Origin of the sequence: Streptomyces sp. NPDC092045, from assembly GCF_044756005.1 — a bacterium.
In the GTDB taxonomy this organism is placed as follows: Bacteria; Actinomycetota; Actinomycetes; order Streptomycetales; family Streptomycetaceae; genus Streptomyces.
The window spans coordinates 1-17,532 of record NZ_JBIVSC010000015.1 but is presented as its reverse complement, the minus strand read 5'-3'; the positions used below and the strand labels follow the sequence as shown (position 1 = coordinate 17,532).

17 protein-coding genes are annotated in these 17,532 nt (G+C 74.5%); 2 read left to right on the top strand and 15 right to left on the bottom strand.

Going from position 1 to position 17,532, the window contains the following annotated elements; translation table 11 throughout:
* Window positions 1–51: 51 nt before the first annotated feature.
* From ACIQKA_RS26155 to ACIQKA_RS26085, 15 genes are all read right to left on the bottom strand, one after another.
* Entirely contained in the window at window positions 52–465 is a 414-nt protein-coding gene (locus tag ACIQKA_RS26155) for a nuclear transport factor 2 family protein (protein WP_391096377.1), read from the bottom strand.
* A 22-nt stretch (window positions 466–487) separates the two neighbouring features.
* Window positions 488–2,086 (bottom strand): AMP-binding protein, encoded by a 1,599-nt coding sequence (locus ACIQKA_RS26150; protein WP_402542540.1) that lies wholly within the window; start codon window positions 2,084–2,086, stop codon window positions 488–490.
* Between the two features lie 118 nt (window positions 2,087–2,204).
* Window positions 2,205–2,726, bottom strand: coding sequence for a flavin reductase family protein (locus ACIQKA_RS26145; RefSeq protein ID WP_390109055.1), 522 nt, complete (start codon window positions 2,724–2,726; stop codon window positions 2,205–2,207).
* 10 nt (window positions 2,727–2,736) lie between these two features.
* Window positions 2,737–4,308 (bottom strand): amino acid adenylation domain-containing protein, encoded by a 1,572-nt coding sequence (locus tag ACIQKA_RS26140; protein ID WP_383429654.1) that lies wholly within the window; start codon window positions 4,306–4,308, stop codon window positions 2,737–2,739.
* Window positions 4,308–5,465, bottom strand: coding sequence for a hypothetical protein (locus ACIQKA_RS26135; RefSeq protein ID WP_402542537.1), 1,158 nt, complete (start codon window positions 5,463–5,465; stop codon window positions 4,308–4,310). Before ACIQKA_RS26135 ends, ACIQKA_RS26140 begins: the two co-directional genes overlap by 1 nt.
* Complete coding sequence (locus ACIQKA_RS26130; RefSeq protein ID WP_383152875.1) at window positions 5,462–6,067, bottom strand: 4'-phosphopantetheinyl transferase family protein; 606 nt, start codon at window positions 6,065–6,067, stop codon at window positions 5,462–5,464. Before ACIQKA_RS26130 ends, ACIQKA_RS26135 begins: the two co-directional genes overlap by 4 nt.
* Complete coding sequence (locus ACIQKA_RS26125) at window positions 6,064–7,362, bottom strand: acyl-CoA dehydrogenase family protein (protein WP_402542535.1); 1,299 nt, start codon at window positions 7,360–7,362, stop codon at window positions 6,064–6,066. Before ACIQKA_RS26125 ends, ACIQKA_RS26130 begins: the two co-directional genes overlap by 4 nt.
* Complete coding sequence (locus tag ACIQKA_RS26120) at window positions 7,355–8,602, bottom strand: acyl-CoA dehydrogenase family protein (protein WP_402542533.1); 1,248 nt, start codon at window positions 8,600–8,602, stop codon at window positions 7,355–7,357. Before ACIQKA_RS26120 ends, ACIQKA_RS26125 begins: the two co-directional genes overlap by 8 nt.
* Window positions 8,599–8,856, bottom strand: a complete 258-nt coding sequence (locus tag ACIQKA_RS26115) for a phosphopantetheine-binding protein (RefSeq protein ID WP_366377409.1) — start codon at window positions 8,854–8,856, stop codon at window positions 8,599–8,601. The genes ACIQKA_RS26120 and ACIQKA_RS26115 overlap by 4 nt, the downstream gene beginning before the upstream one ends.
* 61 nt (window positions 8,857–8,917) lie before the next feature.
* Window positions 8,918–10,039 carry a phosphopantetheine-binding protein gene (locus tag ACIQKA_RS26110; RefSeq protein ID WP_402542531.1) on the bottom strand — a complete coding sequence of 374 codons (1,122 nt, stop codon included), beginning with the start codon at window positions 10,037–10,039 and terminating at the stop codon, window positions 8,918–8,920.
* Window positions 10,036–11,418 carry a TrpB-like pyridoxal phosphate-dependent enzyme gene (locus tag ACIQKA_RS26105; protein ID WP_383442007.1) on the bottom strand — a complete coding sequence of 461 codons (1,383 nt, stop codon included), beginning with the start codon at window positions 11,416–11,418 and terminating at the stop codon, window positions 10,036–10,038. The genes ACIQKA_RS26110 and ACIQKA_RS26105 overlap by 4 nt, the downstream gene beginning before the upstream one ends.
* The gene (locus ACIQKA_RS26100) at window positions 11,415–11,699 is read right to left on the bottom strand and encodes an acyl carrier protein (protein WP_383152865.1); all 285 of its coding nucleotides are present in this window, start codon (window positions 11,697–11,699) and stop codon (window positions 11,415–11,417) included. The genes ACIQKA_RS26105 and ACIQKA_RS26100 overlap by 4 nt, the downstream gene beginning before the upstream one ends.
* Window positions 11,700–11,849: 150 nt before the next feature.
* Complete coding sequence (locus tag ACIQKA_RS26095) at window positions 11,850–13,154, bottom strand: glutamate-5-semialdehyde dehydrogenase (protein WP_391096370.1); 1,305 nt, start codon at window positions 13,152–13,154, stop codon at window positions 11,850–11,852.
* Window positions 13,151–13,885: an SDR family NAD(P)-dependent oxidoreductase gene (locus tag ACIQKA_RS26090; RefSeq protein ID WP_402542631.1), complete on the bottom strand. Its 735-nt coding sequence runs from the start codon at window positions 13,883–13,885 to the stop codon at window positions 13,151–13,153. The genes ACIQKA_RS26095 and ACIQKA_RS26090 overlap by 4 nt, the downstream gene beginning before the upstream one ends.
* Before the next feature lie 152 nt (window positions 13,886–14,037).
* Complete coding sequence (locus ACIQKA_RS26085) at window positions 14,038–14,583, bottom strand: CGNR zinc finger domain-containing protein (RefSeq protein ID WP_383442003.1); 546 nt, start codon at window positions 14,581–14,583, stop codon at window positions 14,038–14,040.
* 152 nt (window positions 14,584–14,735) lie between these two features.
* On the opposite strand from ACIQKA_RS26085, the gene ACIQKA_RS26080 reads away from it, so the two are divergent.
* Together ACIQKA_RS26080 and ACIQKA_RS26075 are read left to right on the top strand one after the other, a co-directional pair.
* Complete coding sequence (locus tag ACIQKA_RS26080; protein ID WP_402542528.1) at window positions 14,736–16,040, top strand: MFS transporter; 1,305 nt, start codon at window positions 14,736–14,738, stop codon at window positions 16,038–16,040.
* Between the two features lie 151 nt (window positions 16,041–16,191).
* Window positions 16,192–17,532 (top strand): KamA family radical SAM protein (locus ACIQKA_RS26075; protein ID WP_402542526.1); only part of this gene is annotated, 1,341 nt, incomplete at its 3' end.

The window sequence follows — 17,532 nt, the reverse complement described above, 5'->3', positions numbered from 1 at the left end:
CCCTTTCGCGGGCTTGCCAAACTAACATGCCTCCGGCAGTCCGGTGAGGGCCTATGCCTCCATGGGCACGATTCGGCCACTTCCCGTCCCGGTACCGACCTCATCAGGGATGATCCCCGAAACATACGTCCGCCGGGAAACGATCAGGCCACATTCCGACATGACGAAGATGGCCGCGAAATCCACTTCCGGACATCCTGGTTCCGGTTGACGAAGAATGCCCGTGACCACCATTCTTCCCGACGCGCTCCAGATCTCGTCGAGCGTATAGACGAACCGTCTGCGCTTTTCCGTCGCTATCACCTCCTCACGTCCCGACGCCACCACGCCTTCCGGTCCCCGGAAGACGACACCCGCGTCGAGGAGCGAAGCGAGGGCGTCGTAGTCGCGGGCGTTGAGATACGCGTAACTGAGGTATACGTGGTCCGCGGGCGCTGTTTTCGGCCACCGTTCGGTCCGGTCCACCGTGTCCCCCTCCCCCGCCGGCTCAGCGGGCCCCGGCGAGCAGCGTCGCCAGCGCCCTGCGGTCCGCCTTGCCGTTCGTCGAGACCGGCATCGCGGCGAGGACGTGCACCGTGTCGGGGACCATGTACCGCTGGAGCGATGCGGCGCAGAAGTCGGTCAGCCGGCCGTCGTCGAGGGAGTCCGCGCCGTCCCGCGCCACCACGCAGGCCGCGAGCCGGGGCTCGTCCCCCTCCCGCTCGACCAGGAGGACCACGGCCTCGGCGACCTCGGGGTGTTCGCGCAGCCGGCGCTCGATCTCGCCGAGCTCCACGCGGTTGCCCCGGATCTGCACCTGGGAGTCGGCACGTCCGCAGAAGTAGAACTCGCCGTGCGGCCCCCGGTAGGCCAGGTCGCCCGTCCGCAGCACCAGTTGGCCCGAGCGCGGCTCGGCCGGATCGGGCACCCGTGCGGCGGCCGACGCCACGGGATCGTCCCAGTAGCCGGTGAACAGGGCCGGGGTGCGCAGGTGGATCTCGCCCGGGACGCCGGACTCCTCGATCAGCCGGCCGGTCTCGTCGGCCAGGAGCATCTCGGCGCCCCGGTGGGCGTACCCGATGGACAGCTTCTCCAGGTCGGCGGGGATCGGGCGGGGGACGTCGGTGAAGGAGCAGGCCATCGACTCGGTCGCGCCGTAGCAGTTGATCAGCCGGGCCTGCGGCAGCAGCCCCTGGAGCGCACGGAGTTCGGGCAGCGGGAAGTCCTCGCCGCAGAAGAGCACGCCGCGCACCCCGGTGAGCTCGGCCAGCCGGTCGGGCAGGTGGCGCAGGCTCTGCCGCCAGATCGACGGCACGCCGTTGACCTGGGTGGCGCCCGTGTCGGCGAGGACCCGCAGGAAACGACTGGGCCAGCGCAGCAGGCCGCGCGGCACCGGCACCACCGCGGCGCCGCTGCCGAGGGCGAGGCCGATGTCGAGGAGCGAGAAGTCGAACTGGAGGGGCGAGGTGGTCGCGACCCGGTCCCCCGGGCCCACGATGCCCTGGTCCAGCATGCCGCGGTAGAAGGAGGTGACCGCCCGGTGGCTCATCACGACGCCCTTGGGGCGTCCGGTGCTGCCGGAGGTGAAGATCATGTAGGCGGTGTCGGTCGGGCACAGCTCGGACCTGCGGCGGGTCCGCGGCTGCGGGGGCCGCTCCGGGCGCAGCCGGCCGGAGCCGAAGCGGGCCGTGCCCGCCGTCACCGGCACGTCCTCCCGTTTCCCCTCCTCGGTCTGGAGGTGCAGGGCGGCACCGGTGGTCTCCATGATCGTCCGCAGCCGCCGGTCGGGGGTCTCCGGGCTGACCGGGACGAACGGCAGGCCCGCCGCCGAGCAGGCGAGGAGCAGCGCGATCGCGTGGGCCGAGGTGTCGGACTCCAGGATCACCCTGTCCCCGATGTCGAGGCCGAGGGCGTCGAGGTCGGCGGCGTACGTCCGGACGAGGTCGGCCAGTTCGCCGTAGCGGGTGGTCCGTACGGAACCGTTCGCGACGAACTCGACGACGGCCGGGCTGTCCGGGGCGGTGGGCGCGGCGGAGAGCAGGAAGGAGTGCAACAGTTCGTGACGGGTGTCGAGGGGACCTGCGGCGGTCTGGATGGACGGTGTCACGGGAGGGGTCTCCTGGGTCTGTCTGAGAGGTCGGAGGGGTCGGAGGGGAGGAGGCGGAGGGGAGGAGGCGGGGACGGCAGACGTCGGTACGAGCGGCCGGTACGAGGGGCCGGAGGGGTCAGAGGGCGGGGAAGTCCGCCGGTGCGAGCCGGTGCGCCCGTCCGTCGAGGAGCACCATGGGGGCGTCCGGGGCGTGCTCGGCCCGTTCGGCGGTGCCGATGAGCAGGGTGTGGTCCAGGGCCTCGACGGCGTCGTGCAGCCGGCAGACGACGGTGGCCGAGCAGTCGTCCAGTACGGGGACGCCGTCCGTCCAGGAGTGGGGGACGCCGTCGAACCGGCGTTCCGGGTCTCCGGTGGCGAACCGCTGCGCGAGCGCCCGCTGTTCCCAGGCCAGGGCGTTGACCGCGAAGGCGCCGGAGGCGCGGATCTCCCGGAGGGTGCGGCTCTCGCTGCGCAGCGACACGAGGACGCTCGCCGGCGACAGCGAGAGCGAGAGCACGGCGGTGGCCGTGCACCCGGCGGGGCCCGCGCCCGTCCCGGTGGTGATCACCGTGACGAAGCTCGGGAAGCGCCCCATGGTGCGGCGGAAGGTGCCCCGGTCGAGCGGGGGCGCACCGGGAAGGGTGGTGTCGATGGTCATGGTTCGCCTCTCAGGCCGCTTCCGGTCGGGACAGGGAGGCGACCAGGGCGGCCCGGTCGACCTTTCCGTTGGTGTTCAGCGGCAGGGCCTCGGTGAACTCGACGGTGGCCGGCACCATGTAGGCGGGCAGCTTCTCGCGCAGGGCGTCGAGGAGCGCGGCCGGGTCCGCCGGACCGCCGGTGCAGACCGCGCGCAGCACGGGCTCGCCCTTGCGGCCGGGCACGGCCACGACCACGGCGTCGGTCACTCCGGGCCGCCGCGTCAGCAGGAGTTCGATCTCGCCCAGCTCCACCCGGTAGCCGTGGATCTTGAGCTGGTGGTCGATCCGGCCCAGGTGCACCAGCACGCCGTCGTGCTGCCGCCGCACCCGGTCGCCGGTGCGGTACCAGTGCTCCGGGGTGAGGGGCGCGGAGCCGTCGTACGCGGTGGCGCGCCGGCCGTCGAAGGCGTGGAAGCGGCCGGTGTCGTCCGCCGGGTCGAGGTAGCCGGGGAAGCGCTGGCTGCCGCGCACGCACAGCTCGCCCTCGTCGGCGGGGCGGCCGTCGTCGTCCAGGACCAGGTGTTCCTGGCCGGGGTACGGGGTGCCGATGGGCACGGTTCCGTTGCCGGTGTCCGGCCAGTCGGCGGGGTCGGCCGGGAGCCGGTACTCGGTCCAGGTGACGGTCATCTCGGTGGGCCCGTAGATGTTCTCCAGCGTGCTGTTCGGGGCGGCGGCGGCCCAGGCCGCGGCGTGCGCCGTCTTCAGGGCCTCGCCGCAGAACAGGCTCCACCGCAGGGTGGGCATGGAGCCGGGTTTCAGGGCGCGCAGCCGCATCGCGATGGCCGCGACGGAGGGCACCGAGTTCCAGTGGGTGATCCGCCGCTCGTTGACGTAGCGCACCGGGGAGAGGAGGTCGTCGCGGGTCGGCACGACCAGGGTGGCGCCCGACCCCCAGGCCGCGAACATGTCGTACACCGACGGGTCGAAGGTGAGGTCGAAGGTCTGCGACACCCGGGCGCCGGGGCCGAGCCCGTACCGGGGTACGACGTGGCCGAGGTAGGCGGCGACGTTGTCGTGGGTGACGGGGACGCCCTTGGGGCGGCCGGTGGACCCGGAGGTGAACAGGACGTACGCGAGGTCGTCGCCGGAGACGGCGGGCGCGGGCGGCGGGGCGGGCGCGGCGGGCCGGTCGAGCAGGTCCCGGTCGGTGAGCCGGAGCACCGGGACGGGCAGGGCGTCCAGGTCGGGCAGGGCCGCGTCGGCGAGCACCAGGTCGAGTCCGGCCTCCTTGGCGACGTCGCCGCTGCGGGCGAGGGGGAAGGCCGGGTTCAGCGGCACCACCGTGGCGCCGAGCCGGAGGATCCCCAGGTAGCCGGCGTAGGCGAGGACCGAGCGCGAGGCCAGCAGCCCCACCCGGGCCGGCCGGCCGGTGTGCCGGGCGAGGATCGTCCCGGCGACGGTGTCGGCGAGGGCGGAGAGGGTCGCGTAGCCCAGGTGGTGGCCGTCGACCTCCAGGGCGGTGCGGCCGTCCCCGTGGCGGTGCGCGGACCGGGCGAACCAGTCGTGGAGCCGGGGTTGCGGTGCCTCGGGACGTACGGACATCAGCGCTGTTCCTCCTTCTGTACGCGGGTGGTGGCGGCGACGAGGCCGGCGAAGGCCCGTGCGACCACGCCGGGCCGGGGGCGGCCGCGTTCGGCCGAGGTGACGGCGAAGCGGAGCGAGCGGGGCAGCTCGCCCCAGGCGTCCGCGGCGGTTTCCGCGGCCGTCCGGGAGACCGCTCCGGTGCGCGCCAGCAGGTCCAGGCGGTGGCGCTGGTGCCGGGCGGCGGCCCACAGGTCGTCGGCGTGGGCGGCCAGCAGGACGGGGTCCGCGCCCAGCCGGTCGGCGAGGAACCCGAGGGTCTCCGACGGCTCGTGCAGCCAGCGGCCCTCGGGCGGGGCGGTGGCGGCCGGGGCGGAGCGGCGTGCCAGCCAGCCGTAGTGGTCCGGGGCGGGCGTCTCCGAGGCCTCGCCGAGGGCGTGGACGTCGCGCAGGGCGTACTGCGGTGCCAGGGCGCCCAGCGGGGTGAGCAGGGACCGCAGGGCGGTGTCGTCGACGACACCGGTGTGGGGGTGCTGCTCGCCCTCCGGGAGGAGGGCGGCGAACCGGTCCGTGACCCGCCAGGCGCCGGGGCCGCCGGGCACCGGTTCCAGCAGGATCCAGTGGGCCGCCGTGGACGTCCCGCAGGCCGGGGACCAGGGGACGGTGCGGGTGTTGGCGACGGCGAGGACGCGGCCGTTCCGGCCGGCCTCCGCGCGCAGGGCGGCCAGTGCCTCGGGCCAGTGGGCGGCGCCCCGGTGGACCAGCCCGCCGGAGCCGGCCGTGAGGTCGATCCGGTGGTGGTGGGAGAACGCGAGGCGGCCGCTGGGGTGGTCGGTGCGGACCGCGAGCCGGACGGCCCCGGCGAGCCGGTCGGCGGCGTCGGGCAGTTCCGGCTCAAGGTAGGCGACCAGGGCGGCGGTGTAGCAGCTCAGCTCCGGCGGGTCGGGCCGGGCGGCGGCCTCCGGCGCGGACGCGGGTACGGGCGCCGGGGGGTTCTCCGTGACGGCCGGGGGGTCGTTCGCGGGGCCGGGCGCGGAGTGGTGCGCGCGGCCGTTCGCGAGGTTCTTCCCGGGGTTGTCCGGGAGGTCGTTCCTGCGGTCGTTCGCGAGGTCCCCCGCGGGATCGTTCGGGAGGTCCTTCTCCGTGTCGTTCACGAGGCCGTTCGGCACTCCGTTCATCCGGCAGCCTCCCATGCGCAGCTCAGGGGTGTCTCCGATGTGTCGCGCAGACTGCGCCAGGTGAAGTTCTTCCAGGTGCCCTCCGTCTGGCCGAGGCCCACGTCGACGGTCCAGGGGCCGCCGGCCAGGCCGCTGCCCTCGGCCTTCACACAGGCCTCCTGGGCGGTCCAGATCCAGGCGAACGCCAGGGAGCGCTCGGCGGGCGGCAGGGCGTTGACGGCCTCGTGCCCGGCGCGGACGCAGCGGCGCACGACGCCGGGGGCGAGGTGCGGCGCGGGCTGCTGGACGTCGACGCCGACGGCGCGGCCCACGGCGACGGCGGTCGCGAAGTGTCCCTCGTCGTGGGCGACGCTGATGCCGAGGTCGGGCCGGTCGGGCAGATGGGGCTTCCCGTGGGGGCCCGGGGCCACCCGCAGGCGTTCGGCCCCGGGCGCGACCTCCGCGAGGAGCGCGCGCAGCAGGGTCCGGCCGGAGAGGAACTCCTCCGCCCGCCAGGCCACCATGCCGGCGGCGGCCGCGAGGTCGTCCGGGTGGCCGCGCGGCGGCGCGGTGACGCGTCCCGACGCGGTCCACACGTCGGGGACGATCTCGACGACGTTCATGAGGGCAGCTCCGCGAGGAGGGGGTCGGCGGCTCCGGCCACGGCCGCGAGCACGATCTCCGTGGTGCCGCCGCCGATGCCCCACAGGGCCGCCTGGGCCCGGGTCCACTGGGCGCCGGAGGTCGCGAAGCCCTCGGCGCCCTGGAGCTGGGCGCACTCGGCCAGGACGGCGTCGACCGTCTTCGCCGCGCTCGCCTTGAGCAGGGCCGCCGCTGCGGTGTCGTGGCGCTCGGCGACGCGGTCGCCGAGCCGGTGGGCGAGCGCGGCGAGCTCGTGCGTGCGGAGCAGACAGGCGGCGAAGCGCTGCCGCACGCTCTCCAGCTGCCACAGGGTGCCGTCGCCGTGGGCGCGTTCCTGGAGGCGCCGTTTCGTCCCGCGCAGCGTCCGCGCGCACAGGGCCACGCCCCAGAGGGTGCCGGTCAGGCGTTCCACCGCGATGTGCGCCGCGAAGGAGGTCATGCCGCGTCCGACCCGGCCGACGACGTGGTCCCGGGGCAGCCGGACCCCGTCCAGGCGGACGTGTCCGGTGCCGGAGCCGTCGAAGAGCGCGGTGTCGGCCGGTTCGACGCTCACCCCGGGCGCGTCGGCCGGGACCAGGACCCAGGTGAAGCTGGTGAAGTGGCGGCCCTCGCGGTGGCGGGCCAGGACGAGCAGGTGGTCGGCGTACAGGGCGCCGGTGATCCAGCGTTTGGTGCCGGTCACCGTCACCCCGTCGTCCTCGACGGCCACGGTGGTGCCGAGGCCCGCGAGGTCGGCGCCGGAGCCCTCGTCGGTGGCGGCGAGCGCGACGACGGCGCGGCCGGCGAGGGCGTCCCGCAGGGCGCGCGCGGCCGGGTCGCCGCCGAGGGCGAGCAGGGGGACGGAGGTGGCGAGCTGAATGCACACCGAGAGCGTGGCGCCGATGCCGAAGCGGGCGTCGACGTCGGTCATGAGCCGGCCGAGCGCGTCGGGGACGACGCCGGAGGCCGGGTCGCCGTCGCGGTAGACGGCGGCCAGTCGGCCGGAGTCGCCGAGCGCGGCCCAGATCCGGCGCCCGTCCGCCTCCGGCGGCAGCGCGTCGAGCGCGGTGGCGCCGGGGGCGGGAACGGGCCCGGAGGAGACGGGCCCGGCGGGAACGGGCTGGGCGGGAACAGGCCGTGCGGGCACGGACCCGGCGGGAACGGGCTGGGCGGGAACGGACTCCGCGGGAACGGGCCGGCCGGGCACGGGGATCGGGTGGTCGGTTCCGGTGGGCGGTGGTGGTGCCGATCCGGCCGCGCCCCTCGGCGCGAGCCGCAGAGCGGCCTGGTCAGACAAGGCGTACCTCCGGGTCGAGCAGGGTGAGCCGGCCGTCCGCCTGGTGCAGGCGGTCGTTGCTGTAGTTGAGCGGGGCCGAGCGCAGGTCGCGCAGGGCCGCTTCGAGCCGGGTGTCCGAGTCCTTGAGGTAGCCGTCCCGCAGTCCCACGGCGAGGACCAGGTCGTCCACCGCCGCGTGGCACTGCTCCGAGGCGGTGATCTTCAGGGCGTTGAGGAGGAGCTGGATCCTGGGCTGGGACAGGTCGGCGGTGTCGTCGACGACCCCGGCGGTGTGGCGGAGCAGGGCGTGCACGGTGTCGATCCGCTGGCGGGCGGCGGAGAGCCGGGAGAGCAGCAGCTCGGAGCCGAGGTCGAAGCGGCGGCGTCCGGCCGGGCTCCGCAGCATGTGGACGACCCGGGAGAGGGCGCCGGCGGCGGTGCCGAGCCAGGCGGCGGACCAGGCGAGGTGGGCCAGCGGTCCGAACACCCCGCTCGCGATGGCGGAGAAGGCGCCGTGCGCGCCGACCACCTGGTGGGCCGGGACGTGCCCGGTGAGGCGGAGGGCGCCGCTGTGGCTGGCCCGCATGCCCATCGGGTTCCACTCCCCGCTCGGTTCGACGGAGAGCTGGTCGCGGTCGGCGTAGACGAGGGAGACCTCGGTCGGGGAGGCCGCGTCGGGGGCCCGCACCGTGATCAGGAAGCCGTCGGCGTGGGCGCCGCCGGTCACGATCGGCGCGAACCGGTCGATGGCCAGGCCGGACGCGTCGCCGCGGGCCTCGGACTCGGCGGTGAGCAGGTGTCCGCCCTTGCCCGCCTCGGTGGTGACGGAGGCCAGGTAGAGCTCGCCGGCGGCGATCCGGGGCAGCAGCGCGTCGCGCAGCCGCGGTGCCGCGTGTCCGGTGACGGCGGCGACCTGCTGGCAGTGCATGCCGAGGATCATCGCGACGGACATGTCGGCGCGGCCGAGTTCGACGCACACGTCGAGCAGGTCGGTCAGGGAGCCGCCGAGTCCGCCGTGGCCGGCCGGGACGGTCAGGCCGAGCAGTCCGGACTCCCGCAGCGCGGCCAGCGCCTCGACGGGGAAGTCGGCGTCGCGGTCGTGGCGGCGGGCGTGTTCGGCGGCGATCCGCGCCACGTGGCGGGCGCGCTCCACGGGGGTGCGTCCGGTGAACGCGTCCGCCGGGGCCCCGGAAGCCTCCGGGGTCCCAAGGGTCTCAGGGGTCTCGGGCGCCTCGGGCGCGAGGGCCGTGTCGGCGCTCACGCCACGTCCGCCAGACCCTGGGCGCCCTCGGCCGCCGTGATCGCCTTCCACAGCGCGCCGGCGGTGGCGAAGGTCGCGTCGTTGAGGTCCTCGTCGGGCAGCGAGAGCCCGAAGGTGTCCTCGATGGCGAAGAGCAGTTCGATGGACTGCATCGAGTCCAGGCCGAGTTTGCGCAGGTCGGAGCTTTCGACGAGCTCCTGGTCGCCGAGGTACTTGAGGAAGGGGGCGAGCAGTTCGGTGAAGCGGGGGTCCATCGTGGTGCTCCTGTCGTGGTGGGAAGGGGTGCGGGGAGGGCCGGGCGCCGGGCGCCGGTCGTCAGCGGGCGCGGGCGCCCGCCACGAGCCGTCGCAGGTCCTCGACACGGTGGAGGTTCTCCGGCAGCAGGTCCTCGGCGGCGAACTCGATGCCGAGCCGCTCCTCCAGGGCCTCGACGATCTCGACGACCTGGAAGGAGTTGAAGCCGGGCACGGCGGTGAGGGCGGGCGCGGCGAGCAGCGTGGCGGTGTCGACGCCGAGCACCTCGGCGACGGTCTCCGTCACCGTGTCGCGCGACGGGTCCGGGGGCGCCGCGAAGAGCGCCCGGTCGGCGTGCAGGGCGTCGGCCAGGTCGGTCATCAGCCGGGCCGGTTCGGGTCGGCCGCGCTGCACCCGGCGCATCGCGAGGAACGCCTGTTCGGCGAGCCGGTCGAGGCGCCGCAGGTGCTCGGCGGTCCCGGGTCCGGGGGGCCGGCCGGTGTGCTCCAGGAAGGCGGCGTGCAGCCTCCGGGAGCGGGCGAGCAGCCAGGTCTCGGTGGTCAGCCGGTCGAGGGCGGCGAACCGGTCGGGGTGGCCGGCGTACGCGGCGGTGTAGCCGTCGACGTCGCCGTACTCGCCGCCCGGGGCGGTCTCCGGGGCTCCGGCCGCGGCCGGTCCGAACACCACCACCAGGGAGGACGGGGGCAGTTCGGACCAGTCCAGGGTCCACTCCCCCGGTGCGGCGAGGCCCCACGGGGTGTGGCTGTGGTAGGCGTCGACGACCAGGGCGCGGTCGCCCTCGGCGGCCACCAGGTAGCTGTGCTGCATGTGCCGCTGCCGGTGGTAGGGCAGCCAGGGCATGTCGTGGCTGTCGGCCATGACGTACAGCGGGCCGTGCGCGGCGGCCAGTGCGGCGAGCTCCCCGGCCGGGACGTCGTACCGGCGCGTGTGCTCGACGAGGCCGACGTCCGCGACGGCGGCCAGTTGGTGGGCCGCCTCCGGCTCCAGGGTGGGCAGTCCGTGCGGGCCGGGCCGGGGGGCGAACCGGAGGGCGGCGCCGAGGGCCAGGTGGGTGTCCGGCCCGTGGAACCGGTCGGCGAGCACGGCCAGGTTGGACTGCACGCAGTCGAGCAGTTCGGCGCGGACGGAGGGGACCGCCGGCGTCCGCTCGGGCGCCGGCGCCGTGTCGGTGGTGGACGTCATCGCGGGCCTCCGGCGAGCAGCGGGCCCCCGGCGAGGCGGGGAGCGGCGCCGTCCGGGGCGGCCGGGGTGAGGCCGGAGACGGCGCGCAGCAGGGCCTGCTCGCTGGGCGCCTCGTCGCCGAGCTCGTCGTTGAGGAGCTGCTCGTACGCGGCGAGGTCGAGGTAGCCGTGGCCGCTGACGCAGACGAGGACGCCGTTCCGGGCGCGCATGCCGTCCGCGCCGGAGGTGGCGAGCTTGGCGGCCGCGGCGAGCGCGTGGCCCGACTCGGGGGCGGGCAGCACGCATTCGTTGCGGGTCAACAGGCGGCCGGCGTCGAGCGCCTCCTGCTGGGTGACGGCGGTGGCGGCGATGTCACCGGTGTGCCGCATCGCGGAGATGATCTTCGCGGCGCCGTGGAAGCGCAGGCCGGCGGAGTGGGCGTCCGGGATCGGGTAGTCGCTGCCGATGGTGTACATCGCCTCCATCGGGCCGGTGCCGGTGGCGTCGGTCTTGTCGTACGCGTAGACCCCGCGGGTGAGTTTGGGCGCCGTCGACGACTCGGCCGCGACCAGGGTGGGCGCCTCCGTGCCGGTGGTCCGCGCCTCGGCGTGGAAGGGCAGGGCGATGCCGCCGAAGTTGGAGCCCGCGCCGACGGCGCCGACGACCATGTCCACCGTTCCGTCCAGCTCCGCGAGCTGGTCCTGCGCCTCGATCCCGATGACCGACTGGTGCAGGATGCTGTAGGTCTCGCCGCTGCCGATGCAGAAGGCGACGCCCTCGTGGGTGGAGGCGTACTCGACGGCCTCGCCGATCGCGAGCGCGAGGCTGTTGCCGATGCCTTCGCCGCGCCGGTCGGCGACCCCGGTCAGACCGCTGGGGCTGGAGTGGATCTCGGCGCCGAGCATGCGCATCAGCACCCCGCGGTACGGTTTGCGGCGCAGGCTGGAGTCGACCATGAAGACCCGGCAGCGCAGTCCGAACAGCGCGCAGGCGGCGGCCATCGCGGTGCCCCACTGGCCCGCTCCGGTGCCGGTGACCAGTTCCTTCACGCCGGCCTGTTTGTAGTAGTGGGCCTGGGCGAGGGCGGTGTTCAGCTTGTGGCTGCCGGAGATGTTGCCGCCCTCGTACTTCAGGTAGATCGGCACCCGGGAGCCGATGGCCCGCTCGAAGCCGGTGGCCCGCCACAGCGGGGTGGGCCGGAACTGGCGGTAGGCGGCGAGGACCTCGTCGGGTATCTGCCAGTACTCGCGTTCCAGGACGCTCTGGCGGACCAGTTCCATGGGCAGGTTGACGCCGACCCCGGTGCCGGACGCCGCCGTCTCGGGGGTCAGGTCCGGGGGCATCGGCGCGGAGAGGTGGGGCAGGGCGCTGCGCCAGCGGGTCGGGAGCGCGACGGTCATCGGGCGTTCTCCGTGCCGGACAGGACGACGTCGATGAGGTCGCCGACGGTCTGGAAGCTGCGGCCGACGAACAGGTCGTCGGGGAGCGTGGTGCCGAGTTCGTCCTCGATGCGGACCAGCATGCCGACGAAGCCGAGCGAGTTGACGCGCAGCAGCTCGCCGACGAGCGGTTCGGCGTCGGAGATCGTGGTGGGGTCGACGGACAGCCGGGACTCGGCGACGACGACGCGCTTGACGGTGTCGCCGACGGCGGTCCGGTCGATGTGCGGGACGGTGGTCATTGCTGCCTCTCACGAAGACGTAGAAGACTCGGGGAGCTCGGGAGGCTCCGAGGACGTGGGGGTGCGGGCGGCGGCGTCCGGGGTGGGGGTGACGGGCCGTGGCGCGGCGGAGCGCGGGGCGGGCGCCCCTGGGAGGAGGGGCGCGGGCGGTCAGTCGCGCAGTTCGCCGTTGGCCTCGACGACCCAGGTGGTGGTCACCAGCGCGCCGAGGGTCACCGGGCCGCGGACGTGCAGCCGTCCGGTGGCGATGGAGATCTCCGAGCCCAGGCCGAGCTTGGGGCCGTCGTGGAGGCGCAGCGATCCGTTGACGACGATCATCGCGGCGTCCACGAGCCGGGTGAACCTCCGCGCCGTCCCGGGGTCCTCGGCGAGGACGCCCTCCGTGTGGCGGGATCCGTAGGCCCGGATGTGCTCGGCCGCCTCTTCGAGGCCGGAGACCGGCCGGAGGCCGATGACCGGGTCGAGGAACTCCCGTCCCAGGTCGTGCGGTTCCAGCGGTTCGGTGCGCCAGGGCATGTCGTCCCGGGCGGCCGGTCCGGCCATGGAGGAGTCCAGGCGGATGGTCAGCCGGGCGTCCTGCCGCTCGCACTCGGCGAGGACGGCGGCCAGGTAGTCGGGCGCGATCTCCCGGTCGACGAGGACCATCTCGACCGAGGTGCAGCCGGCCGGCTCCGGGATCTTGCTGTTCAGGGTGACGCGGGCGGCCAGCGCCAGGTCGGCCGACCGGTGCACGTACAGGTGGTTGACCCCGCCGCCGCTGGCGATGAGCGGGATCGAGCTCGCCGTGCGGCAGTACTCGATCAGGGAGGGGCTGCCGCGCGGGATCAGGACGTCCACTTGGTCGGGGCGGGCGAGGACGGCCTTCATCAGCGAGCGGTCGGGGTCCTCCAGGACGGTGACGAGGCCGGCGGGGAGGCCCGCGGAGACGAGGGCGGCCTCGACGGTGGCGGCCAGCGCGGCGTCGGTGGCCGCGCTCTCCTTGCCGCCGCGCAGCAGGACGGCGTTGCCCACGGCGACGGGCAGCAGGGCGCCGTCGACGGTCACGGTGGGGCGGGCCTCGTAGATCATGAGGGCCACGCCGAGCGGCTTGGGGACGCCGCGCAGGACGCCCCAGTCGCCGGCCGGGACGCCCCGGGTGTCGGCGAGGACCGCGTCCAGCTCCCGTACGACGGCGTCGGTCAGTTCGACCATGCGGTCGAAGTGCTCGTCGGTGAGGCGGAGGCGGTCGACGAGCGTGGGCGGCAGGCCCCGCGCCTCGGCGCGCCGGACGTCGGTCCGGTTGGCGGCCTGGATGTCGGGCCGGCGCTCCTGGAGCAGGGCGGCCAGTTCCCGGCAGTAGCGGGTGTAGGCGGCGTCTCCGAGGGGCGGGGCGGCGTCGAAGGCGGCCCGGGCGCGGCGCAGGAGGGCGTCGGCCGTCTCGTTCGCGGTCGGCTTCGCGGTCGCTGTCGCGGTCACCACATGAACTGCCCTCCGTCGACGATGACCTTCTGGCCGTTGAGGTAGGTGGCGGCGGGGCCGACCATGAACTCCAGGGCGTCGGCGACGTCCTCGGTGGTGCCGATGCGGCGGACCGGGATCTCGTCCAGGGTCTGCGCCATCCGCTCCGGGTCGTCGAGGCGCCAGCGGGTGCGCAGTTCCTCGGTGTCGATCATGCCGGGGATGAGGCAGTTGACCCGGACGGCCGGGGCCAGTTCCAGGGCGAGGCACTTGGTGAGCTGGAGCAGGCCCGCCTTGCTGGCGCAGTAGTTGGCGCCGTCGACGCGGGGCCGGATGCCGGTGGTCGCGCCGACGTTGACGATGGAGCCGCCGCCTGCGGCGATCATCGCGGGGGCCAGGGCCCGGACGAGCCAGAAGGGCCCGGACAGGTTGGTGTCGAGGACCTTGCGCCAGTCCTCGTCGGTGAGTTCGAGGAACGGGCGGTCGCGGTTGAGGCCGGCGTTGTTCACGAGGACGGCGGGGGCGCCGTGCTCGCGGAGGACCGTGGCGGCGGCGTCGGCCACCTGGCGGGCGTCGGAGAGGTCGGCCCGGATCGCGGTGAGGGATCCGGCGTTGTCCTGCTCCGCCTTCGCCGCCGCCTCGCGGTCGGACCCGTAGAAGGCGACGACGTGGTGGCCCATGCGGATCAGGCGGCGGCTGAGCGCCAGTCCGATTCCCCTGGTCCCGCCGTGGCCATCGGGTTGCCGAATGACCTCATGCGAATTTTCGCGCGGCCGTTTTCCGCACTCCCGGACCGGGGCGCCCCCGGGACGTTACAGTGCGCGCGCCGCGTGCGGGGCGCCACGGGTCGCGCGCCGCGCCCGGACGCCTCCGGCGAGGTGCGCGCCGGCCGGGCCGGGGCTCAGCCCGCGAGGTCGCGGCGCCGGGTCGCGTACCGCCGCGACTTGGTGCGGTTGCCGCACACCCGCATCGAGCACCAGCGGCGGCTGTGGTTCTTGGAGGCGTCCCAGAACACCCAGCCGCAGGTGTGCTCGGCGCACCGCTTGAGCCGGTGGACGCGGCCGCTCAGCACGATCTCCGCCCAGGCGGCCGCGATCCGGGCGAGGGCGGTGCGGGCGGGCGGGCCGCCGGGGGCCGGGACGAGCGGCGCGCCCGGGGTGGCGAGGGTGACCAGGAGCGGCACGTCGGCCAGGACCGCGTCGGCGAGGGCGAGGTGCGCGGGCGCCACGGGGTCGTCGGTGTCGAGGGCCTCGCGGATGCCGGCCCGCAGGGCGAGGAAGGCCCCGTGCTCGGCTTCGGTCAGCCGCGGCGGGGACGGCGCCAGGCCCCGCCCGGCGAGCCAGCTCGCCAGTTCGGCGGGGGTGGCGACGTCGTCGTCGCCGCTCTCCAGGTCGACGGTGTTGGTGAAGGCCTCGATCAGTTCGGCGGCCGGGGACGGGTCGAGCACGGGTGCGCCGCCTTTCCGGTGCGGGTGCGCGGCTCTCCCATGTGAGCGCGCTATGGGGCCATGGCACGGCCCGATGGCCGGTGGCCGAGATCAGCTGCACGCCCACGATACCGCTGCCATACTGACCACCAAAGAGCTTTAGGAGGTTAGTCATGGAGAACGCGACGGACCGGCGGACCCCGACGGCGGAGGCCGGACCCCCGATCCCGGCGGAGAAGCGGACGGGTCCGGGCGACCCCAGCACCCGCAACACCGCGGTCCTGGTGAGCTTCACCGCGATCACGAACCTGGCCGACGGGGTCACCAAGGTCGTCCTGCCGCTGATGGCCACGGGGCTGACGGACTCGCCGGCCCAGGTGGCCGGCGTGGGCCTCACCCTCACGCTCCCCTGGCTGCTCGTCGCCCTCCACGTCGGCGTCCTCGTGGACCGCTTCGACCGGCGCGTGCTGCTGTGGATCGCCGACGTCGCGCGCATGCTCGTCGTGGCGTCCCTGCTGTTCCTCGCCGTGCGCGACGCGGTGACCCTGCCCGCCCTGTACGCCGGCGGCTTCGTGCTGGGCGTCGCCGAGGTGGTCGCGCTGACCTCCGCCGCTACCCTGGTCCCCTCCGCGGTGGCCCCCGCGGGCCAGGAACGGGCGAACGCCTGGGTGGCCGGCGCCGAGACGGTCTGCAACGAGTTCTGCGGGCCGTTCGTCGGCGGGCTCCTGGTGGCCGCCGGCGCGAGCGTGGCGCTGGGCTGGACCGGCGCGGGCTACCTGGTGGGCACCCTGATCCTGGTCCTGCTGGTGGGCCGGTTCCGGCCGAAGGCGGACGACACCCGTCCGACCGGCACCGTCAACCAGCGCATCGCCGAAGGGGTCCGCTTCCTGTGGCAGCAGCGGCTGCTGCGCCTCATGGCCCTCGCGCTGACCGTGCTCTCCGCCTGCTGGGGCGCCTGGCTGGCCCTGATGCCGCTGGTCGCCACCTCGCTGATGGGGCTCGACGCCCGCGAGTACGGCATCCTGCTCAGCGCCCTCGGCGCCGGCGGGCTCGTCGGCGCGCTCGGCGTCACCACGGTCAACCGCCTCCTCGGGCGCCGCTGGGCCATGTTCGCCGACCTCGTCGGCACCGCCGCCATGGTCGCCACCCCGGTCCTCTCCACGAACCTCTGGGTCGTGGCGTCCGGCGCGTTCCTCGGCGGCATGGGCGGCATCCTGTGGACGGTCAACTCCCGCACCCTGAGCCAGCGGCTGGTCCCCGACGCCATGTTCGGCCGCTACAACGCCGCGGCGCGGCTCTTCAGCTGGGGCGCGATGCCGCTCGGCGCCGGTCTGGTCGGCGTCCTCGCCGAGTGGTTCGGCATCCGCGCCGCCTTCGCCGCGTTCACCGTCGCCACCCTCGTGATCATCGTCCCGTTCCTGCGGACCGTGACGCCGCAGGCGCTCGGCGAGGCCGACGCGGGCCCCGCCCGCGACTGACCCGGTTTCCTCCGCCGGGAACCGAATCCGCTTATCCAGGCATACGAAGGGACTATCGACCGGCCGCCGAACTTTCTGGTTCCGGCAGGGCCGGTCGGCCTACGATCAAGGAAATTGCTCGGGTCAGCTTCCTTGAACCGGAGGAAAACGCATGCCCCCTCTTTCTCCTGCCGCCCTGGAAACGGAAAGGTTCCGGGCCTACGGCGCCCGTCACGTGGACGAGCTGGGTAAAAGGTTCGGAATACCGGACCACCTCACGCGGTCCATAAAATCCCTCGCCGCGGTGCTCCCGTTCCGCGTGAACGAATACGTCCTCGCGAACCTCGTCGACTGGAACGACGTCCCGAACGATCCGGTCTTCCAGATGGTCTTCCCGCAGACCGGGATGCTCCGGGCCGAGGACGAGCGCCGGCTCGCCGCCCTCGTGGACGACCCCGGGGCGAAGAAGGAGCTCCGCCTGGCCGTCCAGCAGATCCGGGGCAGCCTCAACCCCCACCCCTCCGGTCAGAAGCAGCTCAACGTCCCCACCGTGGAGGGCGAGGAGGTGCCCGGCGTCCAGCACAAGTACCGCGAGACCGTGCTGTACTTCCCGGGCCAGGGCCAGACCTGCCACTCGTACTGCACCTACTGCTTCCGCTGGGCCCAGTTCGTGGGCGACGCCGACCTGCGCTTCGCCGTGCCGGAGCCCAGCCGGCTGGTGGAGTACCTGGGCCACCACCCCGAGGTCGACGACGTGCTCGTCACCGGCGGCGACCCGATGATCATGTCGACCGACCGGCTGCGCGGCCACCTCGAACCGATCATGGGCGTGCCCACGGTCCGCACGATCCGCATCGGCACCAAGTCGGTCGCCTACTGGCCGCAGCGGTTCGTCACCGATCCCGACGCCGACGACGTGCTGCGGCTCTTCGAGGAGGTCGTGGCCTCCGGGCGCAACCTCGCGGTGATGATGCACTTCACGCACCCCCGCGAGCTGGAGTCCGACCTGGCCCGCCGGGCCGTCGCCCGCATCCGCTCCACCGGCGCCCTCGCCTACTGCCAGGCCCCCCTGGTCGCGCACGTCAACGACGACGCGGAGACCTGGAGCGCGCTGTGGCGCGCCGAACTGGCGGCCGGAGCCGTGCCGTACTACATGTTCGTCGAGCGGGACACCGGTCCGTACGAGTACTTCAAGGTGCCGCTCGCCCGCGCCCACGAGATCTTCCGGTCCGCCTACCGGACCCTGCCGGGGCTGGCCCGGACCGTGCGGGGGCCGGTCATGTCGGCCACGCCCGGCAAGGTGGTCGTCGACGGCGTCACCGAGGGCCCGGAGGGCCGCTTCTTCCAGCTCCGCATGCTCCAGGCCCGCGATCCTCGGCTGGTCGGGGGCCCCGGGCGGGCGCCCCCCCCCGCGCCCCCCGCCGGGCGGGGCGCCCAGCGGCCCCCCGCCCCCACCCCCCCCCCCAACGCCGCCCCGCCCAGCGGCGCCCCGCCCCGGGCCGCGGGGCGCGGC

Excerpts from the sequence above, each read along its gene's own strand:
- ACIQKA_RS26145 (WP_390109055.1), bottom strand. The coding sequence starts at position 2,726 with ATGACCATCGACACCACCCTTCCCGGTGCGCCCCCGCTCGACCGGGGC.
- ACIQKA_RS26140 (WP_383429654.1), bottom strand. The coding sequence starts at position 4,308 with ATGTCCGTACGTCCCGAGGCACCGCAACCCCGGCTCCACGACTGGTTC.
- ACIQKA_RS26135 (WP_402542537.1), bottom strand. The coding sequence starts at position 5,465 with ATGAACGGAGTGCCGAACGGCCTCGTGAACGACACGGAGAAGGACCTC.
- ACIQKA_RS26130 (WP_383152875.1), bottom strand. The coding sequence starts at position 6,067 with ATGAACGTCGTCGAGATCGTCCCCGACGTGTGGACCGCGTCGGGACGC.
- ACIQKA_RS26115 (WP_366377409.1), bottom strand. The coding sequence starts at position 8,856 with ATGGACCCCCGCTTCACCGAACTGCTCGCCCCCTTCCTCAAGTACCTC.
- ACIQKA_RS26110 (WP_402542531.1), bottom strand. The coding sequence starts at position 10,039 with ATGACGTCCACCACCGACACGGCGCCGGCGCCCGAGCGGACGCCGGCG.
- ACIQKA_RS26105 (WP_383442007.1), bottom strand. The coding sequence starts at position 11,418 with ATGACCGTCGCGCTCCCGACCCGCTGGCGCAGCGCCCTGCCCCACCTC.
- ACIQKA_RS26100 (WP_383152865.1), bottom strand. The coding sequence starts at position 11,699 with ATGACCACCGTCCCGCACATCGACCGGACCGCCGTCGGCGACACCGTC.
- ACIQKA_RS26080 (WP_402542528.1), top strand. The coding sequence starts at position 14,736 with ATGGAGAACGCGACGGACCGGCGGACCCCGACGGCGGAGGCCGGACCC.